This is a genomic window from Candidatus Methanoplasma termitum (assembly GCF_000800805.1).
Classification (GTDB): Archaea; Thermoplasmatota; Thermoplasmata; order Methanomassiliicoccales; family Methanomethylophilaceae; genus Methanoplasma; species Methanoplasma termitum.
Map to the genome: position 1 here is coordinate 52,252 of NZ_CP010070.1, position 23,873 is coordinate 76,124.

At 49.6% G+C, this 23,873-nt stretch carries 26 protein-coding genes, 1 tRNA gene, 1 rRNA gene and 1 pseudogene; 13 read left to right on the top strand and 16 right to left on the bottom strand.

The features are described 5' to 3' along the window. The first annotated feature begins 290 nt into the window (after positions 1–290). From Mpt1_RS00240 to trpA, 7 genes are read left to right on the top strand one after another with little or no spacing between them, the layout of a single operon-like run. Positions 291–1,748 (top strand): anthranilate synthase component I family protein, encoded by a 1,458-nt coding sequence (locus tag Mpt1_RS00240; protein ID WP_048111180.1) that lies wholly within the window; start codon positions 291–293, stop codon positions 1,746–1,748. Then, positions 1,748–2,329: an anthranilate synthase component II gene (locus Mpt1_RS00245; protein ID WP_048111182.1), complete on the top strand. Its 582-nt coding sequence runs from the start codon at positions 1,748–1,750 to the stop codon at positions 2,327–2,329. Before Mpt1_RS00240 ends, Mpt1_RS00245 begins: the two co-directional genes overlap by 1 nt. Beyond that, complete coding sequence (gene trpD, locus Mpt1_RS00250) at positions 2,326–3,342, top strand: anthranilate phosphoribosyltransferase (RefSeq protein WP_048111184.1); 1,017 nt, start codon at positions 2,326–2,328, stop codon at positions 3,340–3,342. The genes Mpt1_RS00245 and trpD overlap by 4 nt, the downstream gene beginning before the upstream one ends. Continuing rightward, positions 3,339–4,106, top strand: a complete 768-nt coding sequence (gene trpC / locus Mpt1_RS00255) for an indole-3-glycerol phosphate synthase TrpC (protein ID WP_048111186.1) — start codon at positions 3,339–3,341, stop codon at positions 4,104–4,106. The genes trpD and trpC overlap by 4 nt, the downstream gene beginning before the upstream one ends. Further along, a complete protein-coding gene (locus Mpt1_RS00260; RefSeq protein WP_048111188.1) occupies positions 4,103–4,708 on the top strand; it encodes a phosphoribosylanthranilate isomerase in 606 nt (201 codons plus the stop codon). The genes trpC and Mpt1_RS00260 overlap by 4 nt, the downstream gene beginning before the upstream one ends. Continuing rightward, positions 4,709–5,893: a tryptophan synthase subunit beta gene (trpB, locus tag Mpt1_RS00265; protein WP_048111190.1), complete on the top strand. Its 1,185-nt coding sequence runs from the start codon at positions 4,709–4,711 to the stop codon at positions 5,891–5,893. Next, entirely contained in the window at positions 5,886–6,656 is a 771-nt protein-coding gene (gene trpA, locus Mpt1_RS00270; RefSeq protein WP_048111191.1) for a tryptophan synthase subunit alpha, read from the top strand. Before trpB ends, trpA begins: the two co-directional genes overlap by 8 nt. 68 nt (positions 6,657–6,724) lie before the next feature. On the opposite strand, the gene Mpt1_RS00275 is transcribed toward trpA, so the two are convergent. The 5 genes and pseudogenes from Mpt1_RS00275 to Mpt1_RS00290 form a co-directional block, all read right to left on the bottom strand. Then, positions 6,725–7,390: a PhoU domain-containing protein gene (locus Mpt1_RS00275; protein WP_048111193.1), complete on the bottom strand. Its 666-nt coding sequence runs from the start codon at positions 7,388–7,390 to the stop codon at positions 6,725–6,727. 201 nt (positions 7,391–7,591) lie between these two features. Beyond that, positions 7,592–7,726 (bottom strand): annotated as a pseudogene (locus Mpt1_RS07875) (AbrB/MazE/SpoVT family DNA-binding domain-containing protein); the annotation flags it as partial. A gap of 622 nt (positions 7,727–8,348) precedes the next feature. Continuing rightward, positions 8,349–8,421: transfer RNA gene (locus Mpt1_RS00280), tRNA-Pro, on the bottom strand. Between the two features lie 25 nt (positions 8,422–8,446). Next, positions 8,447–9,007, bottom strand: a complete 561-nt coding sequence (rdgB, locus tag Mpt1_RS00285) for an RdgB/HAM1 family non-canonical purine NTP pyrophosphatase (RefSeq protein WP_048111195.1) — start codon at positions 9,005–9,007, stop codon at positions 8,447–8,449. Further along, positions 9,004–9,627: a KEOPS complex kinase/ATPase Bud32 gene (locus tag Mpt1_RS00290; RefSeq protein WP_048111197.1), complete on the bottom strand. Its 624-nt coding sequence runs from the start codon at positions 9,625–9,627 to the stop codon at positions 9,004–9,006. Before Mpt1_RS00290 ends, rdgB begins: the two co-directional genes overlap by 4 nt. A gap of 57 nt (positions 9,628–9,684) precedes the next feature. On the opposite strand from Mpt1_RS00290, the gene Mpt1_RS00295 reads away from it, so the two are divergent. Genes Mpt1_RS00295 through radB form a run of 3 tightly spaced genes read left to right on the top strand, consistent with a single transcriptional unit; the run spans position 9,685 to position 11,389 of the window. Beyond that, a complete protein-coding gene (locus Mpt1_RS00295) occupies positions 9,685–10,362 on the top strand; it encodes a TIGR00266 family protein (RefSeq protein WP_048111199.1) in 678 nt (225 codons plus the stop codon). Between the two features lie 7 nt (positions 10,363–10,369). After that, a complete protein-coding gene (locus Mpt1_RS00300) occupies positions 10,370–10,687 on the top strand; it encodes a hypothetical protein (protein WP_048111201.1) in 318 nt (105 codons plus the stop codon). A gap of 42 nt (positions 10,688–10,729) precedes the next feature. Continuing rightward, positions 10,730–11,389: a DNA repair and recombination protein RadB gene (gene radB, locus Mpt1_RS00305; RefSeq protein WP_048111203.1), complete on the top strand. Its 660-nt coding sequence runs from the start codon at positions 10,730–10,732 to the stop codon at positions 11,387–11,389. On the opposite strand, the gene Mpt1_RS00310 is transcribed toward radB, so the two are convergent. From Mpt1_RS00310 to Mpt1_RS00320, 3 genes are read right to left on the bottom strand one after another with little or no spacing between them, the layout of a single operon-like run. Continuing rightward, entirely contained in the window at positions 11,390–12,373 is a 984-nt protein-coding gene (locus tag Mpt1_RS00310; RefSeq protein ID WP_048113533.1) for a polyprenyl synthetase family protein, read from the bottom strand. After that, positions 12,352–13,425, bottom strand: a complete 1,074-nt coding sequence (fni, locus tag Mpt1_RS00315) for a type 2 isopentenyl-diphosphate Delta-isomerase (protein ID WP_048111205.1) — start codon at positions 13,423–13,425, stop codon at positions 12,352–12,354. Before fni ends, Mpt1_RS00310 begins: the two co-directional genes overlap by 22 nt. After that, positions 13,425–14,201 carry an isopentenyl phosphate kinase gene (locus Mpt1_RS00320; RefSeq protein WP_048111207.1) on the bottom strand — a complete coding sequence of 259 codons (777 nt, stop codon included), beginning with the start codon at positions 14,199–14,201 and terminating at the stop codon, positions 13,425–13,427. Before Mpt1_RS00320 ends, fni begins: the two co-directional genes overlap by 1 nt. A 437-nt stretch (positions 14,202–14,638) precedes the next feature. On the opposite strand from Mpt1_RS00320, the gene Mpt1_RS00325 reads away from it, so the two are divergent. Then, the gene (locus Mpt1_RS00325; protein ID WP_148305777.1) at positions 14,639–15,232 is read left to right on the top strand and encodes a DUF6630 family protein; all 594 of its coding nucleotides are present in this window, start codon (positions 14,639–14,641) and stop codon (positions 15,230–15,232) included. 4 nt (positions 15,233–15,236) lie between these two features. On the opposite strand, the gene rrf is transcribed toward Mpt1_RS00325, so the two are convergent. The 4 genes from rrf to Mpt1_RS00345 all read right to left on the bottom strand — a co-directional run bounded on the left by rrf (position 15,237) and on the right by Mpt1_RS00345 (position 17,232). Then, positions 15,237–15,358: ribosomal RNA gene (gene rrf, locus Mpt1_RS00330) — 5S ribosomal RNA — on the bottom strand. A 68-nt stretch (positions 15,359–15,426) separates the two neighbouring features. Next, on the bottom strand, positions 15,427–15,657 hold the full coding sequence (locus Mpt1_RS00335; protein WP_048111211.1) for a HypC/HybG/HupF family hydrogenase formation chaperone: 231 nt from the start codon (positions 15,655–15,657) through the stop codon (positions 15,427–15,429). A gap of 4 nt (positions 15,658–15,661) precedes the next feature. After that, a complete protein-coding gene (locus Mpt1_RS00340) occupies positions 15,662–16,030 on the bottom strand; it encodes a nascent polypeptide-associated complex protein (RefSeq protein ID WP_048111213.1) in 369 nt (122 codons plus the stop codon). Positions 16,031–16,053: 23 nt separating this feature from the next. Further along, on the bottom strand, positions 16,054–17,232 hold the full coding sequence (locus tag Mpt1_RS00345) for an alanine--tRNA ligase-related protein (protein WP_048111215.1): 1,179 nt from the start codon (positions 17,230–17,232) through the stop codon (positions 16,054–16,056). A gap of 72 nt (positions 17,233–17,304) precedes the next feature. Here Mpt1_RS00345 and Mpt1_RS00350 point away from each other — a divergent pair, with 72 nt between their 5' ends. Continuing rightward, positions 17,305–17,775, top strand: a complete 471-nt coding sequence (locus Mpt1_RS00350) for an Lrp/AsnC family transcriptional regulator (RefSeq protein ID WP_048111217.1) — start codon at positions 17,305–17,307, stop codon at positions 17,773–17,775. Positions 17,776–17,851: 76 nt separating this feature from the next. Continuing rightward, on the top strand, positions 17,852–19,669 hold the full coding sequence (aspS, locus tag Mpt1_RS00355) for an aspartate--tRNA ligase (protein ID WP_048111220.1): 1,818 nt from the start codon (positions 17,852–17,854) through the stop codon (positions 19,667–19,669). A 3-nt stretch (positions 19,670–19,672) separates the two neighbouring features. Here aspS and Mpt1_RS00360 read toward each other — a convergent pair whose 3' ends face one another. The 4 genes from Mpt1_RS00360 to gatC all read right to left on the bottom strand — a co-directional run bounded on the left by Mpt1_RS00360 (position 19,673) and on the right by gatC (position 23,833). Next, entirely contained in the window at positions 19,673–20,809 is a 1,137-nt protein-coding gene (locus Mpt1_RS00360; protein WP_082007205.1) for a Fic family protein, read from the bottom strand. A gap of 98 nt (positions 20,810–20,907) precedes the next feature. Further along, a complete protein-coding gene (gatB, locus tag Mpt1_RS00365) occupies positions 20,908–22,245 on the bottom strand; it encodes an Asp-tRNA(Asn)/Glu-tRNA(Gln) amidotransferase subunit GatB (protein WP_048111222.1) in 1,338 nt (445 codons plus the stop codon). Beyond that, on the bottom strand, positions 22,242–23,564 hold the full coding sequence (locus Mpt1_RS00370) for an amidase family protein (RefSeq protein WP_048111224.1): 1,323 nt from the start codon (positions 23,562–23,564) through the stop codon (positions 22,242–22,244). Before Mpt1_RS00370 ends, gatB begins: the two co-directional genes overlap by 4 nt. Next, positions 23,561–23,833, bottom strand: a complete 273-nt coding sequence (gene gatC, locus Mpt1_RS00375; RefSeq protein ID WP_048111226.1) for an Asp-tRNA(Asn)/Glu-tRNA(Gln) amidotransferase subunit GatC — start codon at positions 23,831–23,833, stop codon at positions 23,561–23,563. The genes Mpt1_RS00370 and gatC overlap by 4 nt, the downstream gene beginning before the upstream one ends. Positions 23,834–23,873 lie beyond the last annotated feature (40 nt).

Genomic DNA, 23,873 nt, shown 5'->3' on the forward strand with positions numbered 1-23,873 from the left:
TCTTCACAGTCGGAATATATCCCGTTCGGAGTTCGGAGAAAGGTACAGAACAGAATTATCGAACAACCCCGCTTAAGATGATTTTGTTGATAAGATAAAGTATAGAAAGAAACGACCCTGCTTTTTGCCGGGAGGGACACAGAGCATACACAAGCAAAGGTGATCCCGGAGATACTAAACAAAAAGGTCTGTTCTAATGATAAATAATTATTATAATGTATAATAATATACATCAATGTACTAATAATTAAATAGATGATTACAATAGTCCAATCAAAGGAAGGTATCAAATGATAAAACCATCTTTGGAAGACGCGAAGAGACTGTCTCAAGGCTATACGCTTGTGCCTATGGCATTAGAGATATTCTCCGACCAAAAAACGCCAATCGAAATAATCAGGAACATCCGGAGTCTGGGGGGTTCCTGTTTCATACTTGAGAGTGTAAACGGCGGAGAAGGATGGGGACGTTATACTTTCCTTGGCTACAACCCGATAATCAACGTCTACGGCACGGGTAATACTGTCGTAATAAAGAGCGGCCGCGAATCAAAGGAAGAGAAACGCAACCCGATAGAGGTTGTAAAAGAACTGATCGGAAAATACAAAAGCCCGAATGTTCCTGGACTTCCGCCGTTTACAGGTGGATTCGTGGGGTATTTCTCATACGACTTTGTGCAGAACTGCATCCCCGGTCTGAAACTGAGGTCCAAGAATGAAGAAGGGTTCAGGGACTTCCACCTGATGCTGATCGACAAGGTAATAGCATTCGATCACCTGAAACAGAAGATGTATGTGATTGCGAACATCCCGGTGGAAGACATAGAGAACGGCTACTCCAAAGGATTCCAGGATCTTAACGATCTCGCAAGGACGATCCTATCAGGCTCCAAACCGCAAGACGAACACTGTTCATGCGGTGAGTTCACCTCGATGTTCACGGAAGGGGACTTCAAAGAGATGGTATTGAAGATAAAATCTCACATCTTTGAAGGAGATATTTTCCAGGCGGTAGTTTCCAACAGGTTCAAAGCACCGTTCAAGGGAAGCCTGATCAACACGTACAGGATGCTGAGAACGATCAATCCGTCGCCGTACATGGTGTACATGCGTGCGGATGATGTCGAGATAGCATGCTCTTCCCCCGAAACGTTGGCATCTTTACAGAATGGGGAGGTCAGTTCGTTTCCGCTCGCAGGAACATGCCCGCGCGGGAAGACGGAAGAAGAGGACAAAGCATTGATCGAAGCTCTTCTGAAAGACGAAAAAGAGCTGGCGGAGCATGATATGCTTGTAGATCTCGCTCGTAACGATATAGGGAAGGTATGCAAATTCGGCACGGTAAAGGTTCGCGATTATAGAGCCATCAAGAAATATTCGCATGTTAGTCATATATCCTCTCATGTGACAGGAGAGATCCGCGATGATGTCGACGCACTTGATGTGCTTATGGCCTCGCTTCCCGCAGGAACGCTTTCTGGGGCGCCCAAGAAGCGCGCATGTGAGATAATCGATGAAGCGGAGGGAAGGAGGCGCGGAATTTACGGCGGCGCGATAGGATACATTGACTTCACGGGGAACATGGATATGTGCATCGGCATCAGAATGGCCGTGCTGAAGAAAGGTAATGTGTTCGTACAGGCAGGAGCGGGGATCGTGGCCGACAGCGTTCCAGAAAAGGAATATGCCGAGACTCGGAACAAAGCTCGCGCAGTAATGAAAGCGCTGAATGATGCGGGAGGGCTCTGATGTTACTAATTATAGATAATTATGACAGTTTCACATACAATCTCTATCAGATTGCAGGATTGTTCACGGCGGACATAAAAGTGGTACTCAATGATAAGTTCACAGTGAAGGAGATCGAGGAGATGGATCCGTCACACATCATCATCTCTCCCGGCCCGGGAAGACCGGAAGATGCAGGAATATGTGAGGAAGTGATCCTCGCATTCCAACGGAAGGTCCCGTTACTGGGGATATGTCTGGGACATCAGGCGATTTGCCAAGCATACGGGTCAGTGGTCACCTATGCAAAGGAACTTGTTCATGGTAAGAGATGTGCGGTCCACATTGCGAACGGGAACCCGATATTCCGCCACCTCCCGCCGATGCTCGAGGCCGGTCGTTACCATTCGCTGGCGGTTGATCGTTCTACTATCCCGGATGAATTGTTGGTTATAGCAGAGACGGATGACGGCGAAGTAATGGGAGTAAAACACCGCAGCTACGACGTGTTCGGGCTGCAGTTCCATCCCGAGTCGATACTTACCAAGGGCGGCGAGAAGATAATCGAGAACTTCCTGAAGATCGGAGGCGGTCTCCAATGATCGAGCGTGCAATATATGATATTGTCGCGGGCAAGCACCTGAGTCTCGATGACACAAAAGAAGTGATGCTGCAGATAATGGACGGAAAGGCAACAGATGCTCAGATGGGAGCGTTCCTTGCGGCAATGCGCCTTAAAGGAGAGACGATCGAGGAGATCACGGCCTGTGCCGAAGTAATGAGGGAAAAGAGCATGAAACTGCACCCGAAAACAGATGTGCTGGATATAGTGGGTACGGGAGGTGACGAACTGTTCACTTTCAATATCTCGACAGTATCCTCGTTTGTTGTGGCTGCGGCGGGAGTGCCGGTCGCAAAGCATGGCAACCGCAGTGTCTCCAGTAAATGCGGAAGCGCAGATGTGCTTGAGGCACTGGGTGCGAACATTACGTTGAACGCAGAGCAGAGCGAGCGCGTCCTGAATAAAGTGGGGATGTGTTTCATGCTGTCTCAGGTCTACCATTCAGCGATGAAGCATGTCGCACACGTACGCAAGGAATTGGGCGTTCGAACGATATTCAACATCCTTGGGCCCCTGGCCAATCCCGCCGGTGCGAACATGCAGCTCCTCGGAGTGTACGACGAGAATCTCGTTGAACCGCTGGCGAGAGTGCTGAGCAACCTCGGCGTTAAACGCGCGATGGTCGTGCACGGCCATGACGGACTGGATGAGATCACTCTCACCAAAACATCGACGATATGCGAAGTATCGGACGGGATGCTGAACAGTTATTTCGTGACGCCCGAACAGTTCGGACTGACCAGATGCAAGATTGAAGACCTGGTCGGCGGTGGGCCGCCGGAGAACGCGGAGATAGCAAGGAACATCCTTTCCGGCGAAAAAGGGCCGAAGAGGGACATAGTTGTTATGAACGCGGCATGCTGCATATACATGGGGAAGAACAACATCACTATGAGAGAATGCGTCCGGCTGGCGCAGGAACTGCTTGACAACGGAAGCGCAATGCGCAAATTGGAAGAGTTCGTCCGTGCCACCAACGAGGCAGGGAAATGAACATTCTGGACAGGATCGTCGCTTCAACAAAGAAGAGGGTCGAGAGGGATAAGGCAGCGGGAATGCCTACAGGAAACTCGGTCAAAAGGCAGCATTTTATTTTCGAAAAGAGCCTCCGCGGTCCCGACATCTCATTCATATGCGAGGTGAAGAAAGCATCTCCTTCGAAGGGGGTGATCGCAGAAGATTTCCCATATCTGGATATAGCAAAAGAATATGAGGGGGCGGGAGCCTCGGCAATATCCGTTCTGACGGAACCGGAGTTCTTTCGGGGGGCGGACGAATATCTGAAGGAGATCAGGAAATCGGTTGACATACCCATACTCCGCAAGGACTTCGTCATCGACAAATTCCAGATCGAACAATCATTCCGCTTCGGTGCGGATGCGATATTGCTGATATGTTCAATTCTCTCGGGGGAAGAGCTCTCCGAATTCATCAAGGAGGCCGACAAGTTCGGTCTATCATCTTTGGTGGAGGTCCATAACGAGGAAGAACTGAGAACGGCCGTCGAAGCCGGAGCAAGGATAATAGGGGTTAACAATAGGGACCTCAAAACGTTCGAAGTTGATACTCAGAACAGCATAAGACTGAGAAAACTCACTCCAGATGAGATAATATTCGTCTCAGAGAGCGGCATACGCACGGCAGAGGACGTAGAGGTCCTAAGGAAGAACGGCGTCGATGCCGTTCTGATCGGTGAAGCGCTTATGAGGTCGTCGGATAAGAAAGCGGCATTGGATGCCCTGAGAGGGAGACGATGAGCAAAGTGAAGATATGCGGACTCAGCCGTCCGGAGGACATCGAAGCGGCGAATTCCGTACTTCCGGATTATATCGGGTTCGTGTTCGCGGAAAGCCGCCGTCAAATAGATGAAAAGAAGGCAAAAAGCCTGAAAGGAAAACTCGACGGCCGCATCGAGGCAGTGGGAGTGTTCGTTAACGAAGATGCGGAAAAAGTATCGAAGCTATACAAAAACGGCACGATCGACATGGTGCAACTCCACGGTGACGAGGACTCAGAATATATCAAACAATTGAAAGAGGATTGCGGGTGCAGAGTGATAAAGTCCATCCCGATAGGAGGATCGATCCCACCGATACCAAAAGGCTCCGATTATCTTCTGTTCGATAACCTCTCCGCTCAGCGCGGAGGATCCGGGAAAACCTTCGATTGGCATATTTTGAAAGGATTCGACACGATGCCATATTTTCTTGCCGGAGGACTGAATTCCTCTAATGTCTGGGAAGCGGTAAGAACTTTGTCCCCATACTGCATGGATGTGAGTGGCGGAGTGGAGACCGGCGGAGTGAAGGATCCCGCAAAAATAAAAGAATTTGTAAAGCTTGTAAGAGAGGCGGATTAAATGGAAAAAGGAAGATTCGGCGAGTTCGGCGGAATGTACATTCCCGAGACGCTTATGGGCGCATTGTATGAGCTGGAAGAGGCTTATTATCGTTACAAAAACGACATAGAATTCCAAACAGAGCTCACAGACCTGCTGAAGAACTATGCAGGCAGGCCGTCTCTGCTTTACTATGCCAAGAATCTGACCGAATATGCGGGCGGGGCCAAGATATACCTTAAGCGCGAAGACCTGAACCACACGGGATCGCACAAGATCAACAATGTCCTCGGACAGGCATTGCTGGCTAAGCGCATGGGCAAAACTCGTTTGATAGCGGAGACCGGCGCCGGGCAGCACGGTGTCGCAGCGGCTACCGCAGCGGCGCTTCTGGGAATGGAGTGCGAGGTGTTCATGGGGAAAGAGGATACAGAAAGGCAGGCGCTGAATGTTTACAGGATGCGTATGCTCGGGGCCAGGGTACATTCTGTAACGTCTGGAACAATGACCCTTAAAGACGCAGTGAATGAGACAATGCGCGAGTGGTCAAAGCGTGTATATGATACCCACTATGTTCTCGGTTCCGTCATGGGCCCCCATCCCTTCCCAATGATGGTCAGGGACTTCCAGAGTGTGATCGGGAAGGAGATACGCAAACAGATTCTCGAGGCAGAAGGGCACCTCCCGGACGCGGTGATAGCATGTGTAGGCGGCGGTTCCAATGCAATAGGTTCATTCTATGATTTCATCGGCGACAGCTCCGTTCGTTTGATCGGATGCGAGGCCGCAGGCAGGGGAGTAGATACAGACAGAACGGCAGCGACAATTGCCACAGGTTCAACCGGGATATTCCACGGCATGAAGTCTCTGTTCTGCCAGGATGAATTCGGACAGATTGCGCCTGTGTATTCCATTTCCGCAGGATTGGATTATCCCGGAATAGGACCGGAGCATGCGCATCTGCACAAAACGGGCCGGGCCGAATATGTACCCGTCACAGATGACGAGGCTGTAGAGGCATTCGAACTTCTCACGCGCACGGAAGGCATAATCCCAGCAATAGAATCGGCGCACGCCGTCTCTTACGCAGTGAAGGTCGCAAAGGACCTTGGCAAAGGCAAGAGCATAGTTATCTGTCTCTCGGGCCGCGGAGATAAGGATGTGGCGGCCATTGCCAGATACAGAGGAGAAGATATCGATGATTAAGATCGCTGAAGCATTCAGGAACAAGAAAGCCTTCATTGCGTACTTAATGGCAGGGGACCCAGACCTTAAGACATCTGCCGAACTCATACTTACCGCACAGGAAGCAGGGGCCGACCTGATAGAGATAGGCATACCATTTTCGGATCCCATTGCCGAGGGCGAGGTCATTCAGGCCGCCAGCGTACGCGCTCTGCAGGCTGGAACGAGGCTGGACGGAGTATTCGACATGGTTGCTTCGATAAAAGATAAAATGTACGTGCCAATGGTGTTCATGACCTACGCCAACCCCGTGTTCGTTTATGGTTATGACAGGTTCTTTGCCAAATGCGCAGAGATAGGGATATGCGGGATAATAATCCCCGACATGCCATTCGAAGAGCAGGCAGAAGCAAAGCGGCCTGCCAGGAAACACGGGATCGAGGTTGTCACATTAGTCGCTCCCACATCAAGCGAGGGTCGCATACGAAACATAGCGGCCGCCGCGGAGGGATTTGTATATGTGGTGTCCTCAATGGGGGTCACCGGTGTACGCAGCGATATAACGACGGATCTTCCCGCCATTGTTTCTAAGATAAAAGAAAATGCAAAGGTCCCTGTTGCGATCGGGTTCGGCATTTCGACACCGGAACAGGCCGAGGAGTTCTCAAGGTTCGCAGACGGAGTGATAGTGGGGAGTGCCATTGTCCGTATCATCGCACAACATGGGACCAAAGCAAAACCGGCACTGTACAAATATGTCTCCGGTATGAAAAGAGCGCTATGAATTTATTCGGTCAAAAAGAAGGATAAAAAAAGCAGTATGTCCACATTGTTCATACTGCGTAGTTGTTTTTATTCCATTGATGCGCTGAATGAGAATTCAGAGATATATTTGCAGTATTCAGCTACTACAATCGTAAATAATTCCAGCACCGCATTCAAGCTGGAACGTTCGCTGCTTTTCAAATTACCTACCATGGACCTTTCAGCATCTATGACCAGCTCGTCCGCCTCCTTGATCGCTTGATGGGCAAGCTCAATATCAAGATTGATCCAGCTCTTAATGGATAAATCGAGGTTTGCTATGATCCTTTCTCCGAGCTCGGCTACAAAGGGATCAAGCTTTATGGGACTGCCGCCGCCTTTTATTCCTAAGATGAATTTGGAAACACTCACAACGTGATCGCCTATTCCTTCAAGCACTCTGCTCAGGAAAAGACATCCGGTGAATTTCAGCATCGACGGCCCATCCTTTGTCAAAGAGGTCAGGTTCTTTTGATACATGTTATACTGCCTGTGTGTAAGCCAGTATATTCTGTTAATCTCTGAATCCTTGACAGCCATGTTGCCGATCCTGCTATAATCGCCGGTCTGTACAGCATGATACACATCCTTCACATTGTTTTTGACCAGAGATCCCATTCTCTCTACGATCTTCTTCATGTCAATGGCTTCATGTTCGATCAGGTTCGCAATAAGTATGTGCGACTCGTCTGCTTCGATCATTTCTAAGCCCATTGCGGTCTGTACAAAGCTAGAGACAACTGACGTTAATTCCTTTGACATAGGTTGCGCCGACTTGACCATGATGGTCGTATGTCCGGCTATATATGCTCCGATAAGTTCTCTATAGATAAACTTTAGATCCGTAACATCGGTGACATCAATACTCTTTGACGTACGCTTTTGCGCAAGAGGTTGCACCCCTCTCGGAAACAATAGCAAAGTACCATCTGGTTGTGCTTGTACATTTATTGTATCATTCTTGTTTAATCCTACTGAATTCGCCCACTCCTTAGGCAAAGTAATCATAAACGAAGACCCCCCCGTGATCTGAACGTGTCTTACATCCATAGTTTTTATCACGTATACATATTATAAAACTCTTTTGCCATTGGATATTATATCCAATATCTTTTTGATATCAATATTATATTTATTTGACACCCACTTGATGTATTTTTAATATATTTTAGATATGATATTTTTTAGAATGCTGGCATACTCAATATTTGCAAAGTCCCCCCCCCCCATACTGATGCAGCGGCGGCAGGGTGAGATACAGATCCATATGTTCAGAAGGGTTATTTTCTTCAGGCTTAGAAGTAAACGATGTTGATATATTAGGTATGTTTGTTAATATTATCTGTCAAAACACATAAGTTAAAAGGTTCTAGCGCGTTGCCCTGAAAAGTACAGATGGTTCCATCGCCGATCGCGATAAGGCTGAAGCAGGCAAAAGCATACGTTATGCGTTGGACAACAGTTATTAAATATTTGTATAATTATATTATCTTGCTATAGGTGGGGGAGCTTAGGCAAGTTAAATATAAATAGCGAAAAAATGGGGACAGCCACGAACTGCTCACAGCCCCCCTGTGGTAACGTGACTGCCCCACCCGTCCTTGTTCTTCTTTGGTTATTTTGTCGGGAGGTCTATTGCATTAACAGATAGCAAAACCGAAGAGATATTTAGTGGGCCTATCCGGATTTGAACCGGAGTCAATGGCTCCCAAAGCCACAAGTATACCAAGCTAGCCCATAGGCCCCTAACGGCTGATAATACTAAAGATATTAAGATTTGCCTAACAGGTCTTCTATTTCTTTTACTAACATCTTTATGGCGTTCCCTCTGTGCGAGACATCGTTCTTCTCGTCCAGCGATATCTCCGAGAACGATCTCATTCCATCGTGGCTGAATATCGGGTCGTAACCGAAGCCTTCTTTTCCCCTTTCCTCAGTCAGGATCTCGCCGCCGCATGTTCCTGTGACCACAATGTCCCGGCCTTTGATGTTGCAGCCGATGCAGCACTTGAACATTGCTTTTCGATCTTCAACATCGGTCATTAGCTTCAATATCCCCTCGTTGCCTATGGTCTTCTGAACGAATGCCGACCAGACACCGGGAAAACCTCCAAGGCAATTTATGAAAAGACCCGTATCATCAATTATGAAATCCCTTACTCCCTTTGATTTGATCTCGACCATACCTTTTCTGACGACCTCTTCCAGATCCGATGTTTGGATCTCGTCGTATGGCAACTTGAGATGTACCATCTCTATCCCGAGCACATCGAAAGAACGCTGGTATTCCTTCACTTTACCGGGGTTTGATGTTATTACGTTGATCCTCAAGTGTATCTTCCTCTGTTCTTTATCTCTTCTACTTTCCGGAGTACAGAATTCGGGTCCTTTTTTATAGATAGGTATGAGTCCATCAGCGCAGAGAATGCTTCAGAGAGATCGGGGTGGGCAGAAGTGAAGGCTCTCTCCAGAAGACGCACATCCACTCCTATGTCCTCAAGTTCCGCCTTTGTTTTCCCCATCGAGAGATCGATAAGGCATATCGTTCCGTCATCGGTGATTATCATGTTGGAAGTTGTGAGATCACCGTGGCATATTCCCGAATTGTGGAGACGCGCAACCGCGGCACCGATAGCAATACATATCTCCGCCGCAGACCCCGGGTCGGAATCCAGCCTGTCTTTGACCTTGGTGCCTTTGATCTCTTCCATGGTGATGGAGCATTCTGCGAGATCGATGTCGTATATCATCGGGGTCCTGACACCGGCCCTTCTGGCCTCTTTCATCAGTCTTGCTTCGTTCTTTGTCCTGGACGATCTCAGTTGATAATCCAGCTCGCCCGCTCTATACCGTTTCGGAGACCTTTTTTTGATTATCGAAGCTCTTCCCAAGAAGCTTGAGACGAACACCTCCGCCTCCGCCCCTTTGGCAATGCACACCGGATCGGTCATATGGGAGCCAATCGGATATCATATGTAAATAAATAGCCCCTTTTCGATTTGTTGCGTATGAGATATACCATCACGGGAGACAATCTGCAGTTCGTCAATGTGCAGTTGGAAGAGAATGAGTTGTTCCAATCCGTCGCAGGAGGAATGGCATACATGACAGGCAATATGATCATGGAGGCCAAGTTGGAAGGGGGCCTGCTGAAGGGGATTGGAAGGTCGTTGTCGGGCGCATCCATGTTCCTCGTGCAGTACAGGTCCAAAGGGGGCACGGGCATAGTGGGCCTCGGGGGATCGGTTCCGGGGAAGATAGTCGATCTCGATATAGGAAAAGGCAAGTGGATAGTTCAGAAGACAGGATACTTGGGGTCGCAGGAGACCGTCGATCTGAAGATGGCATTCCAAAAGAAGTTGGGCAGCATATTCTTCGGAGGAGAAGGCCTCATTCTTCAGGAACTGAGCGGGACAGGGATAGCTTTCGTTGCCGCATGCGGCGACTTCAACATCGTGGACCTCAGGCCCGGAGAGCAGTATAAAGTGGCAACGGCGAAAGCGGTCGCATGGCAGGACACAGTGACATATGATATCGCGGCGGCAGGCGGAATAAAAACGGCATTGTTCGGAGGGGAAGGATTGTTTGTAACGACCCTAACCGGCCCGGGTAAGATAATAATCCAATCAATGACGCTTCAGGATCTGGCATTTGCATTGGTGCCGTATCTTCCGTCCAACAAGTGAGGCAGAGATGGCAAACTCCGGGAACATAGAAAAGAAAAGTACGCTGGTCTCTGCGCTGTCACTGTTGCTTCTGGCGGTTGTGATAGTGGCGGTCGTAGTGTTCCTTGCTTTCAACCTCGACCTTTTGAGGAATCTGGCCGCGATCGCGGTCGTTGTGACAGTTGTGATCGTTGTCATTGTGATAATGATCTATGTGGTCATGGCATTGCTGGCGCTTCCGTATTATGCGGCAAAGGGAGAGACCTATCAGACCGACGCCTCCTACGATCTTGATGATGTAAAACCTATAAAAGAGAAGGATTCGGAGAAGAAGGAAGATCACTGAGCATCTAAACAACTTTATCAATTCCTTTTACTTTTCATTGACGTGAACAGAATACCCACCGGATGTGTAGCGTTCGACAACCTTCTCGGAGGAGGGATAGAGAAAGGCAGCATAACACTCCTCTACGGTGAGGCGGGAGCGGGCAAGTCCAACGTATGTTTGCAGGCCGCCCGCAATGTGATAAGGAACGGGCAGAAGGTGGCATACATCGACTCCGAAGGGTTATCATATGATCGCGTAAACCAAATATTCGGGACTGAGGGGGAAAGTGCGAAAGACCTTTTGGTATCACAGGTACACAGTTTTGAGGAACAGTCGGACAAGGTGGATAAGACCGCAAACCTGGCAGATAAAGGAGTGGTCGTTCTGGCGATAGTGGATTCCATCAATATGTTCTACAGGATCAACCACGATGATACAAAGACAAGGAATGACTTTGTCAGGCAGATAGAGGTCCTCATGGGGATGGCAAGGAGGAACGATGTGGCCGTTCTGCTGACGTCGCAGGTCTACACCAACATCGCCACGGGAGGCATCGAGTTCATCGGGGGGCATGCGTTGAGCCACAACGCCAAGACAATACTCCGGTTAGATAAGAAGCTCAACAGCGTCAGGACAGCGGTAATAATAAAACACCGCAGTCTGCCGGAGGGCAGGTCTGCGAATTATAAGATAACGGCGACAGGCATCGAAGATCTATGATCAGACGTCCCTGTCTATCGCATATTTTGCGAGTGCGATCATGAATTCTTTGTATTCGCTGGGAGGAAGGATGCTCAGCTTAGATATCGCCTCATCGACCTTCTTTTTGGCCATTCGTCTTCCGTAGGCGATGCTTCCCGCATTCTCCATGATGGATCTGGCCCTTGATACTTCTTCTTCCGTGGCGTCGCTCTTCCCGATGATGCCTTTGAATTCATCAAGCACCTTTGCGTCCTTGATGTTCCTGACGGCGTGAGTTACCATCACCGTGCATTTTCCTTTACGGATGTCGTTGCCGACGGATTTTCCTGTTTTTGAGGGGTCACCCGCAATACCCAGATAGTCATCGAATATCTGGAATCCCAGGCCCAGCGCCATTGCGTATTCGTGGAGAGCCTTAACGGTCTTTTTGTCGGCTCCGCCCGCAAGCGCACCTCCCGCTGCAGCGGCGGCGAAGAGGACGCTTGTTTTCAACCTTATCGTTTCGATGTAAGCTTCTTCCGAGACGATCTTCCTTTCGTTATTGACGTCCATTTGCTGTCCGCGCGCCAGGTCCCAAACAGCTGTCGTTACGTATTTCAGGATCTCTCTGACCTTCTTATCCGGAACATCAAGCTCCGAAATGATCTGGAACGCTTTTGCGAACAGCGCATCGCCTGCGAGGATCGCCGTCGGCATGTCGTATGCGATATGTATTGTTGTCATGCCCCTTCTCTGTTCGTCGCCGTCCATGAGATCGTCATGGACAAGTGTGAAATTGTGTATGTATTCGATGGCGACGGCAAGCGGCACAGCTTTGGACACATCCCCCCCTACCGCACCTGCGGCGGCAAGCACCATCGCAGGACGCATCCTTTTCCCGCCGGCATAGGGGTATTGCCTCGACGCGGCGATTAGATTGGCCGGTTCCTCGTCTCCGATGTACTTTCTTATCGGGTCATCCAACTGTTTGGATGTTTTGATCAGATATTCTTTTGCGTCCATAGTAGCCCTTCCAACCATTTTTTCGTCTCGCCGAGCACTATGTACCTGGCCTTGGAAAGCTGTTTGACATTTGACGATCCGGTAAGCAGCATCGCCGCCCTGAGCTCTTCCCTTATGAGCGTGAGTTTCTCTGTCACCGCTTCCGGCGATTCGGTAGCCTCTCTCAGGACGGCATGTGCGGCACCCGCACAACATGCGCCCATTGCGATAGAAGACGCAACATGTATCCCGTCAAGTATCCCCCCGGAAGCTATCAGCGGGAGTCCGTTTTTTGCCTCAAGCAAAGATACGGGGGACGGGATCCCCCAATCGAAGAACGATTCTCCCATGTTGGTCCTGATGATGTCCCCATCGGCCATCGCCCTGTACAATTCGACGGCGGAGAAACTGGTCCCGCCCATGCCTGCGATATCCATCCCCAAGATCCCGGTGCCTTTCAGTCGGTTCGCAACCTCTTTCGATATCCCGGCACCGGTCTCTTTCACGATTATCGGATAGTCTTTTGCGAGCTCTCTTATAGCATTAAAGCAACCCTCGGCGTTCGTGTCGCCTTCCGGCTGTACAATTTCCTGCAGGAAGTTAAGGTGTACCGCCATAACGTCCGCATCTATGAGGTCCTTTGCTTTACCGATGTCGTCTTTGGAGAATATGTCCTTGCTGTGCTGGCGAACCAGTTGAGGTGCCCCGACATTTCCTATTACCAGAGGAATATCGTATTCTTTTATTACGGAATAGCTGTCCGGTTCTATGCCGGCGATGCCGGCCCTTTCACTCCCTACACCCATACCTATCCCGAGTTCGGAACATGCGATGGCGATGTTCTCATTGATCTTCTTTGCACCCGGGAATCCTCCCGTTATCGCTGTGACGATGAATGGGAATTTCAATTTCTTTCCCAGAACATATGCGGACATGTCAATCTTATCGGCATTCACCTCGGGGAGGGCGTTGTGTATCAATTTTATATCATCCCAATAGCAGTACCCCGGCTCTACCCTTTCATTCAGGCAGATATCGATGTGGTCTGCTTTCCTTTCTTTGATGGGGGTCATCACAGTCCTCCTTTGGCTGTGGTGGAGATAACTTTCTCCCCCTTTAATAGTGACTGTAACCTTCCGGGCACGGAACCGTTGACCAGTATGCAGTCCCGGCCGGGCGAGGTCATTCTCAGCATGGATTCTGCCTTGGCCATCACTCCGCCCGTTACATCGTCGACACTGCTCTTTCCGGATACTTTTTTAAGAATATCCGAGGTCACTTCTCTAAGTAGCTTTGCGTCAGGGTTCTTCTTCGGGTCTTTATCAAAAAGTCCGTCGACGTCTGACACGAACACAACTTTTTTCGGATCATAAAGTTTGCAAAGGACCTCCATTATCTGGTCGCCGGAACAAATGCCGAACCCCTTTGTTCTGTCAAAGACCACGTCTCCGAACATCACCGGCATTATCTTCATTCTGGATGCGGAAAGCAATACCTCGGGGTTCTCCAGGATCAGTTCTCCGTTATCCATCATAAAACAAGATCCCGGCGGTATGGATATTGCGGGTATCCCCGCTTTCAGCAGTTCATTTATGACCATAAGGTTCAGCTCCCTCACGTCATACTGCACTCTTGCGACCGCAGGTATCTGTTCGGGCCTGCTGAATCCGTTCTGCAGGGAGAATTCTTTTGCGAGAACATGCCCGAAAGAACCTGCCCCATGGGCGATAAGTGTATCGGCCTCAGAAGCTCGGATCTCTTTGCAGAGTCTGCTGATGGTGTCTTTATTGAACGTCCTATACTGGGTCTTATCGGTGATAACGCTTCCGCCCAGCTTGATCAGTATCATCACTGAATGATGGCGGAGGTTGTTTTAATAGTTATCAGAGATCTCGGCCCCTCTCGCCCTATGCATTCAAAGTTCCCCGGCAACTCTGGGCAAGACAAATTGCGCTTTGTCTCCGAAGCATACAGGTCAGCCGTTGCACACAAGACGCATGCCCACCTCTTCGCTCCTAAGATACGGGGTGCTGGAGTTCCTGTAAGAAACGGTTCAGGTATACACTGATTTCCAACCAGGCCCGGCATTATGATTCAAGCAGTGAGGGGAAATTCTATCTCCCGAAAACGATAGTCTTCTGGGATATCGGTGATTTCACATTCCCTTCGCAGTATTATTTCATAGCGAAGATAGGGGACGAACTGGAGATCCGCTCCGTAAAAGGCGGCGCAAACGTCGAATGGTTTCAGACAGCCGATCTGCATAAGCAGGTGACCGATAGTTCAGTGGTAGCAAAAATGCACGGTTCGTTGTTGAGCATCATTGAATTCTTGAAGGATTATAAAGAACCAGAGAAGCCCAAGGTGCCGAGGATAGAAGGCGTGAAGCTTAATAAACAGGCAATGGAGAGGTTCCTCGTTCAATTGGGCGCTAATAATGTAAATGCGCAAAGGATCGTCGACATGGCAAACTCTCCGTCCGACAACTTCGAGAAGAACGAAAAGGAGCTAAGGAAATATCAGATACTCGAACCCTCCAAGGAGATGTATCTGTTATTTTTGGTTGCGGTCATGGAAGAGGATGGGATCATGGCAACGGTCGATTGGAAGGCTGAGTATTCTGATGTCGTATATGCACTGAAAGAGATAAGCGGCATCTCGCTTGAGAGCGACGACGGCGGTAAACACAAACGCAGCACTGCCGAGAAAATACTCTCCGTTCTGAATCAAGAAGTAGAGAGCAGAACCGACAAGACCATTTTCGTCATCGGCACCGACTCTGATAGCTATTCTTTCGGTCTGATTGAGAAAGACAAGCTGAATGAACTGAAAAAGACAGGGAAGGAACTGGGAATCAAAGTAAAACAGCCGAAAAAATGAAAGTGGTTGACAGCGTGTCTAGGTTCCCGTATGCTTGCGCAATACAGTACAGGTAGATACGCGGGCGGACTTTACTGCCGGGTTCGAAATGGGACCGGGTGTCACCCCGCCGCTTTGACCGTCATACCAATTCCTCCGATATCTAACGAGTATATTAAATTATCTCATGTGGCAGGGTGTTACGGAAAGTTACGTCAGTTTGCCGATCTGCGATCGTGTTCTAAGACATCATTCCATAATTTAAGGGTCTCTTGAGCCTCTTCCTCATCCATTATCTCTATGGCGAAGCCCGCATGCACCACTGCCCAGTCCCCGATCTTTGCTTCGACCATTGTTATATTCGCCTTTCTGATCACGCCGCCGAAGTCGATATCTCCGGTGTCGCCGTCGATCTTAACTATTTTTCCGGGTACAGCTAAACACATATCATCAGCTCGTCATTATCTTGAGTATCGCTTCCGCAGGCTGTCCTTTCGCATCCTCAAGCGCTTTTACTGCCTTCTCTTTATCGCAGCCTGTCTGGGACATCACAAGCTCTATATCTTCGGCCGGGAACGTAACAGTCGCAGGAGCGGAAGCCGTACCCAATTCGCGCGTTATCTCATCTCCCGCGATCTGATAGTTGCGGCTGCCCTGCATCTCTATCAAAGTGACCTCGGCATTGGTGATGACGATCTCTTTGTTGTTCGTTCTGATTATCACTTCGGTGACGTTCTTGATGTCGGTCTGTTTCATCCCCATCTTTTTCATTGCCTGCTGCATCTGACGGGGGTTGACGCCTCTCATTCCTGCTGCCATATCGGTCCCTCATAGTGTTTCTATTAATTAAGTAATGATGCGATCCTTTCCATAAGCTTTTGGAATATGCTCTCCGCTAATGCGGCATCTGCAACTCCGCCTTGAGCGAAACCCGTGGTCCCCCCGCCTCTCCCACCGAACTCGGAAAGCACTTTTGACAAAACGTCTTTACAATCCACCCGCTTTGTTCCGGAAGAAAGTATCACCGACACACTGCTTCCCGCAGAGACGATGACGCACACTTTTCCCGAGCTCTTGTACGCTTCCGCTGCATCTGAGAGAACGGACCTCTCTACAGCTGGGAATATGCCTCCGATGACATCCGTTCCGTTGATGCTGGTGGGAGGAAGGCTCATGATCTGTTTCTTTACGAAAGAACCGGCGGATCTCCTCAGCGACTCCGACTCGTTCTTCAGATTGGACACCGCACGCACGAGGTCTTCCGGTTTGCTGTCCGCCGCCTCAGAGGATTGAAGACAAACGTTAGCCAAAGACATCGCAGAATCCTTTGCCTCGTTCCCCACCTTGAAATGTATCGCAACCCCGTCCTTCCCGGCGGAGACCTTTCTGTCTACGAACAGCATTTCCAACTCTCCGGTCTCCATCACATGGAGCCCGCTGCATGCCGACAGGTCGATATCGCCGATCGAGACGACCGAGACATCCTCTCCCTCGGGGATCCTCTCTTTCTTGATCCTCACTCTTTCAAGCTCTGGGTCATCAGCGCCCATTATCGTTTTGGTAACGAGAAGGTTATCTCGTATCGCTCGGTTCGCGAAGATCAGAGCTTTGTTGATGTCTTCCCAGCTGATGTCCCTGTCGACAATGACATACTTGCTTTCCGGCGATATGAAGATCTTGTTGATCGTAAGTTCCGGGACCTGCTTCCTGAGAGAAGAGAACAATAGATGTTCTCCGGTATGCCCCATCATCAGATCGTATCTCCGGTCCCAGTCGACGCTGCACCACACGGTGTCCCCCACCTTCAGTTCGCCGCTTTTGATCTTGTGGATTATTTTATTTCCTTTGTAGAAGACCTCGGTGACCTCGAAACCCATGATCGTTCCGGTATCGCATACCTGCCCCCCGCCGCCCGGATAGAAGGCTGTCAGATCGAGTTCTATCTCATTCCCATTGACAGATATAACTTTGGCCTCGAACTCAAAAGCATAACCGTCGCGTCTGAAGACCTCTTCCGTCATGTGAAAGGATATGAAAATCCTATGTAATAAATATGCGATAGGAGGTTTGGAGATAATATCGGTGTAAGGGCAATGGCGAACATAAAGGATTTTGACGATCTGGACAGGAAGATCATAGAATTGTTATGCACATCGAGCCAGGGTTCTTTCAGGCAGATAGCCAAGCAGCTGAACGTACACCCTACGACGCTGATCCAAAGAGTAAAGAACCTTGAGGCCAAAGGAGTCGTTAACGGATACCGCGCAAAGATCAACTATCTGAAATTGGGGTTCGATTACATGGGTGTTGTACACATATACATGGATGATGTGATAAACGTCCAGGAAAGGATCAAGGCGATCCCTCAGGTGATGGCCATCTATGACGTCACGGGAGATGCCGATTGTATCGCGATGATATCGTGCATGGACAGGGACGAGTTCTCCGAGACCGTGAAGAAGATAAACTCGGTCGAAGGCGTTAAGAAAACGAACACGTCCGTGATACTGAACGTGATAAAGGACATGAGCGATTTCGTTCCGGTGCTGAAAAGCAGAGAATGACAACCGCCCCCATGGGACAAACAAAGATTTATATAACACACTTCTTAGCTGGAATCCGCCAAACAGAGGTACTGTTATGAGAAGAACGAACACCTGCGGAGAACTTAGGTCGAGAGACATCGGAAAGAAAGTATGTCTTCAGGGCTGGGTAAGGTTCTCCAGAGACCACGGCGGAGTAGCATTCGTCGACCTCGCCGACAGATACGGAATAACACAGATCGTCTTCGACCCGGAAGATGTTCCCAAGGGGACCGATGTGAATAATCTGTCTAATATAATGAGGACATTCACACGTGAATCTGTGGTCTCTGTCAACGGTATCGTCAGGAAAAGGGTGGAAGGCACCGACGACGGCAGGAACCCGACGGGAGAGATAGAGGTCCTGATAACCGAAGCCGAACTTCTCAACAGGTCGAATTCACCGCCCTTCGAGTTGGGCGACCAGAAGGAAGGGGTCCTTCCCAATGAAGATACGAGAATGAGATACAGATATCTCGACCTCAGAAGGACGGAAATGGTACAGGCTATCGAGACCAGGAGCAAATTTGTCCATCTGATCAGACAATATATGGAGAAGAACGGGTTCTTGGACATCGAGACGCCGATCCTCGCAAGGTCCACGCCGGAAGGCGCAAGGGACTATCTGGTGCCGTCAAGGGTACACCCCGGAACTTTCTATGCACTTCCGCAGTCCCCGCAGCTTTTCAAACAGATGCTGATGGTCGGGAGCATGGACCGCTATTACCAAATAGCCAGATGTTTTAGGGATGAGGATTCCAGGAAGGACCGTCAGCCCGAGTTCACGCAGATCGATATGGAAATGTCGTTCGTGGACGCAAAAGATATACAGAACATGATCGAGGGGCTTGTAGCATATATCTGGAAAGGACTCTACGGCAAAAATCTGAAGACCCCCTTCATGCGGATCGGATACAAAGAGGCAATGGAATCATACGGTTCCGATAAACCCGATCTGAGATACGGCCTCAAGTTCGTCTCTCTCACAGAGACGGTAAAGAACGCACCCTATGATATATTCCAGAGGATAATCAAATCCGGAGGGATAGTCGCAGGTATCAACCTTAAAGCGAATATCGCCGGCGAGAAGATCGGAAGGAACGAGGTTGACAGATATATCCACCAGGCAAAGAAATTCGGTCTCGGCGGTCTCACATGGATGAGATGCAAGGACGGCAAACTGGACAGCAACATTGTGAAATACTTCACGCCCGAGGTATTGGACAAAATAAAACAAAAGATGGGCGCCGAAGAGGGAGACCTGTTATTCCTTATCGCCGGACCATGGAAATCCACGTATGAAGGCGGAGGCGCCCTCAGAAGGAAAATAGCAGAGGATCTCGACCTTGTACCGAAGGACGAGATGCAGTTCCTGTGGTTGGTCGATTGTCCGATGTTCGATATCGACCCGGTCTCGGGAAAGCATGATGCGTTCCACCACCCATTCGTTCTCCCGGAGAACGATCTGGATGCTCCGTATGTCGGGGGAGCGTGTTTCGATCTTTGTCTTAACGGCAATGAATTGGGATCCGGCTCGATAAGGATACACAACCCGGAACTTCAAAGAGAAGTGTTCAGGAAGATCGGGATGTCAGATGAAAAGATAGAGGCGGACTTCGGTTTCTTCATCGAAGCTCTCGGTTACGGTGCGCCTCCGCATGGCGGCATGGCTTTGGGAGTAGATAGGTTCGTTACGTTATTGCTGGGGAAAGAAACGATAAGGGATGTCATCGCATTCCCGAAGAACAAGAAGGCCATATCGCTGCTTGACAAGTCACCCGCAAAGGTGGACGAGTCTAAGCTGGAAGAGCTGCAGATAATATCAATGGCGATCGGCGATATCGACTTCGACAACTTGGAGAACACAGAAGAATAAACATTATTTTGGGCGGTCAAGCCGTCCGGCATTTTTCTTCTCATAATCATTATTCAGAGTGTAATTCACGCTGCGCCCGCCCGCTTCCTCTCTCTTTAAGATGCCTTTTGCTATCAGGTCCTGAATGTCACGCAAGGCTGTGTCGGAAGAGGTCTTGGTGATCTTTGCCCATTTAGATGATGTGAGCTTTCCATCAAAACCGTCGAACAACTTATTGATCATCATACGCTGGCGCTCGTTGATCTGAGTGTTTCTGTGTTTCTCCCAAAATTCAGCCTTATGCAGAACGCTCTGAATGCTTGCTTCTGTCTCTTGAAGAGCATGCTTCAAGCAATTCAAGAACCAAACGAGCCACTCTGTAATGTCGCTGCCGTATTGAGATCTTTTTAGAATTTCGTAATAACCGCTCCGCTCGTGCTGTATCTGTTTCGATAAACTGTAAAACCGTTCCGAATTATTCTCGCTGCGTGCAAGCATCATATCTGAGATCGTTCGTGCGATACGGCCGTTCCCGTCATCGAAGGGGTGGATGATTATGAACCAAAAATGTGCGATCGCTGCCTTTATTATGGCGTCTATCACGATGTTATCATCATTCAGCCACAAGAGGAACTTGTCCATTTCCGCATTTACGTCTTTTGCCGGAACGGCTTCGTAATGAACTTTCTCTTTCCCGATCGCTCCAGAGACCACCTGCACCTCATCTTTGCGGTACTGTGCAACTGTGATGGCATAAAATGTACTGTATCCCGTCGGAAACAGTGCCGCGTGCCATCCGAACAAACGTTCTTTTGTAAGGGGTTTTTTGTAATTGTAGGTGGCATCCAGCATCATCTCCACAATGCCATCCACATTCCTGGGCGACGGCACAAGCCCGGCAGTGTTCATCCCGAGGCGTCTGGCAATGGATGAGCGCACCTGTTGATAATTCAGCATCTCGCCCTCTATCTCCGACGATTTAACAATACTGAACGTCAACATCTCAAGGTTCCTTTCGTTCTTTGATTCAAAACCGAGTGAATGGATCTGTCCGAGTATCTTTCCCTGCAGAAGACGGACCTCCCCCAAAGCCGCACTGACAACTGCATTTTCCCAACTGAAATCCGTCCAGTTATCATATTGGTAGATGTATTTTGTCATGATGAATGCCAATGCGGTGAAAGTATAAAATATTCACCGCAAAAATGCGGCGAATAAAGTCGCTATTCACCGCACGCGTACAGCGGAGGAGCGGGTCATCACAGCCGGTGGCACAACGCATTCTTGGTCTCTGACACTATGTCCGCCGAGGAGTATTTGCCGCCCGTTTCTTTCATAACGTGGCCGATGACGCGGTTGATGGCTTTCTCGTTCCTCTTGATCTCGTTCACGATCTCGGGGTTGGCATCAAGATACTTCTCGATGATCTTACAGAGATCGCCGCACTGCTCTCTGATCGCGCATGCGTCCCTGCCTGCCATATAAGCCTTAAGCTCGATATCCGCTTCGACATCGGTGATCCTTCCTTCTGAGAGTTTCTTTATGATCTTTGTAATGCCCTCGGGATCCTTCCCGCAGGCTTCGAAGGTCTTCCAATTTGCGCTTATGGTACCCTTGGTCCACGACAATGCGGTCTGAATATCGGTCGCCTTTACAAGGACCTCGAACATCTTTGCGAGACCTACGGATGTGGAAACGAACTGGTCGGCCGTTTTCTGATCTATTTTGTATTCTTGGCTCAGTCTTACGGCCATTTTCGTCGGACTTTCTTTTATCGTTATGGATCTCGCAAGGTCCCCGATGTGGAATATTCCGAGATCCGGTTCGTTGATGTATCCGTAGTCGGCTTCCCATTCTTTCTTCCTTACCGAAAATGTCACACCTCTTTCCTCATCGAAACCTCTGGTCTCCCTCTCTATCTTACCGCCGGCCTTTAGGATCTTTGTCTGTCTTACGAACTCGAAGGTCAGGGCCCTCTCCACATTCTTCAGGCCGCTTACGTTCTTAACTTCGACCCTCTCCACGCCGACGGAGATGTTGCAGTCGGCCCTGATGCTTCTCTCCCCGTCGTCGGGAAGGTCTATGGTGTGGCGGATATCGGCTATCAGCTGTCTGAGGAATTCTCTGGCCTCGGCGGGGGTCTTGAAGTCGGGGTCGGTGACTATCTCGGTAAGAGGTGTTCCCGCTCTGTTGTAATCGACGAGCGAGGACTGGTCGCCGAACCTTTTTGTCTTTCCGGGATCCTCCTCAAGCTGTATCTTTGTTATATGGATGGGTCTGCCGCCGTTTACGTAATAGATGCCCTTCTTTCCTACGGTGTTCTCATACTGGGTGATCTGGACCCCTTTGCTCATATCGGGGTAGAAGTATGTCTTTCTGGAGAACCACATTACTTCGGGTATCTCACAGTTGAGCATCTTTGCCAATTTGATGCCGTATTCAACGGCCTTCTTGTTCATCACCGGCTTTACGCCCGGCATACCCAGACATGTAGGGCATACGTGTGTGTTGGGTGCTTCCGCATCCGTCGTCGGGCAAGAGCAGAACATCTTCGATCTTGTGGGAAGCTGCACATGCACTTCCAATCCGATCTTCATAGCGGCACCTCCGGGCGTCTCACGTCAAATACGGCACCCCATTCCTTCGCGAACGTCAGGAGCCGATCTTCCTGCCAGTGGTCGGTCACGATCTGCATTCCCATCGGCATTCCGTTCCCGTCGTATCCGCACGGAACGGACATGTGCGGCATGCCTGTCAAATTGGGGGGCACGGTCAAGCGATCCGCGCTGTACGATTCTACGGGTGACATGTTCGATATCTCGTCGAATCTGGGAGAAACGAACGGCATCGTGGGGGTAAGCACGGCGTCGTGCTCCTTCAGGATCTCTTTGTAGGATGAAATGATATGGAGTCTGACCCTGAGCGATTTGGAATAATATCTGTCTCTGAGGCCTGCCATCCTGGCGTATGTTCCCAGGATTATACGCCTCTTGGTCTCGTCCCCGAAGTATTCTGTTCTGAAGTAATTGAAATAATCGTCGAACTTGAGTGAAAGGTCGCCGTCCTGCCGGCCGTACCTCATACCGACGTAACTGGCAAGGTTTGTGGATGCTTCCGAGGTCTCGATGATATAGTAAGCCGGGATGGCATATTTCAGGGAAGGCATGGTGATCATTTCCACATCGATGCCCATTCCCCTTAGGGTATCCAGCGATGCATTGAAGCCTGAACGGACGTCTTTGCTTAATCCGTCCAGAGCATTTTCCGGGACCGCCACCGACTTGATCTTCTTTCCTTTGATCTCAAGCTCGGGCTGGCAGCACGATGTCGGATCCTTTGGATCCTTTCCCGAAATAATGGGTAGGAACTTTGCTATCTGGAACGGACATGAGGAAAGAAGTCCGACCTTATCCAGTGAGTTGCCGTTGTCGATGACCCCGTATCTGGAGACCCTGCCGTACGTCGGCACAAGGCCGTACACCCCGCAGAAACTGGCCGGGCAGCATACCGAGCCCCCCGTCGATACTCCGAGGGCAACATGGTATTCGATGACGGATGCCGCGCACGCGGCACCTCCCGAGGAACCTCCGCAGGATCTCTCGAGGTCGTAAGGATTCTTAGGTACACCGAAGGGGGAGTTGGTGCTGAACGAACCGAACCCGAACTCATCCATGTTGGTCTTTCCGATGAGCTTTCCTCCCGCCTCTCTCATCTTAGCAATGGCGGTGGCGTCGAATACGGGACGATATCCCTCAAGGATCCTGGAACCGCATTTCGTCTCCATATCTTTGGACGTAAGGCCGTCCTTTGCCGAGAACAGGAATTTCGAATCACCGGCATCTTTGTCGGCGGTGATCGTGGTGAACATAGAGTACTTATCGTTGAGTTTCGAAAGCTTGGCCAAGAGGTCCTTCATAGCAACCTGGGCCCCCTGACGTAGTTCTCATATGTTTTCATGTCTTTCAAAAGTTCGTATGGATCGTAGAAGATGCCCGGCTCGTCCTCTCTGAGGACATCTGCGATCTCTACCGGATTGACACCGAACCCTTCTCCTTCGGGAGCCTCGTCGAGTATCTTGAAATAGTCAAGTATCTCGCTCAGGTCTTTGCCGTATCTCTCGAGTTCTTCATCACTCAGTGCAATGTGTGCGGTTTTCGCAACTTTCTTCACTGTCTCTTTATCCATACAGTTCACGCCTTGATTGTATGCTTCAGTTAAATTATTT

Coding starts and splice junctions, on each gene's coding strand:
- Mpt1_RS00240 (WP_048111180.1), top strand. CDS start 291: ATGATAAAACCATCTTTGGAAGACGCGAAGAGACTGTCTCAAGGCTAT.
- Mpt1_RS00245 (WP_048111182.1), top strand. CDS start 1,748: ATGTTACTAATTATAGATAATTATGACAGTTTCACATACAATCTCTAT.
- trpD (WP_048111184.1), top strand. CDS start 2,326: ATGATCGAGCGTGCAATATATGATATTGTCGCGGGCAAGCACCTGAGT.
- trpC (WP_048111186.1), top strand. CDS start 3,339: ATGAACATTCTGGACAGGATCGTCGCTTCAACAAAGAAGAGGGTCGAG.
- Mpt1_RS00260 (WP_048111188.1), top strand. CDS start 4,103: ATGAGCAAAGTGAAGATATGCGGACTCAGCCGTCCGGAGGACATCGAA.
- trpB (WP_048111190.1), top strand. CDS start 4,709: ATGGAAAAAGGAAGATTCGGCGAGTTCGGCGGAATGTACATTCCCGAG.
- trpA (WP_048111191.1), top strand. CDS start 5,886: ATGATTAAGATCGCTGAAGCATTCAGGAACAAGAAAGCCTTCATTGCG.
- Mpt1_RS00275 (WP_048111193.1), bottom strand. CDS start 7,390: ATGGGCTTAGAAATGATCGAAGCAGACGAGTCGCACATACTTATTGCG.
- Mpt1_RS00290 (WP_048111197.1), bottom strand. CDS start 9,627: ATGACCGATCCGGTGTGCATTGCCAAAGGGGCGGAGGCGGAGGTGTTC.
- Mpt1_RS00295 (WP_048111199.1), top strand. CDS start 9,685: ATGAGATATACCATCACGGGAGACAATCTGCAGTTCGTCAATGTGCAG.
- Mpt1_RS00300 (WP_048111201.1), top strand. CDS start 10,370: ATGGCAAACTCCGGGAACATAGAAAAGAAAAGTACGCTGGTCTCTGCG.
- Mpt1_RS00310 (WP_048113533.1), bottom strand. CDS start 12,373: ATGGACGCAAAAGAATATCTGATCAAAACATCCAAACAGTTGGATGAC.
- fni (WP_048111205.1), bottom strand. CDS start 13,425: ATGACCCCCATCAAAGAAAGGAAAGCAGACCACATCGATATCTGCCTG.
- Mpt1_RS00320 (WP_048111207.1), bottom strand. CDS start 14,201: ATGATACTGATCAAGCTGGGCGGAAGCGTTATCACCGATAAGACCCAG.
- Mpt1_RS00335 (WP_048111211.1), bottom strand. CDS start 15,657: ATGTGTTTAGCTGTACCCGGAAAAATAGTTAAGATCGACGGCGACACC.
- Mpt1_RS00340 (WP_048111213.1), bottom strand. CDS start 16,030: ATGGCAGCAGGAATGAGAGGCGTCAACCCCCGTCAGATGCAGCAGGCA.
- Mpt1_RS00345 (WP_048111215.1), bottom strand. CDS start 17,232: ATGACGGAAGAGGTCTTCAGACGCGACGGTTATGCTTTTGAGTTCGAG.
- Mpt1_RS00350 (WP_048111217.1), top strand. CDS start 17,305: ATGGCGAACATAAAGGATTTTGACGATCTGGACAGGAAGATCATAGAA.
- aspS (WP_048111220.1), top strand. CDS start 17,852: ATGAGAAGAACGAACACCTGCGGAGAACTTAGGTCGAGAGACATCGGA.
- Mpt1_RS00360 (WP_082007205.1), bottom strand. CDS start 20,809: ATGACAAAATACATCTACCAATATGATAACTGGACGGATTTCAGTTGG.
- gatB (WP_048111222.1), bottom strand. CDS start 22,245: ATGAAGATCGGATTGGAAGTGCATGTGCAGCTTCCCACAAGATCGAAG.
- Mpt1_RS00370 (WP_048111224.1), bottom strand. CDS start 23,564: ATGAAGGACCTCTTGGCCAAGCTTTCGAAACTCAACGATAAGTACTCT.
- gatC (WP_048111226.1), bottom strand. CDS start 23,833: ATGGATAAAGAGACAGTGAAGAAAGTTGCGAAAACCGCACACATTGCA.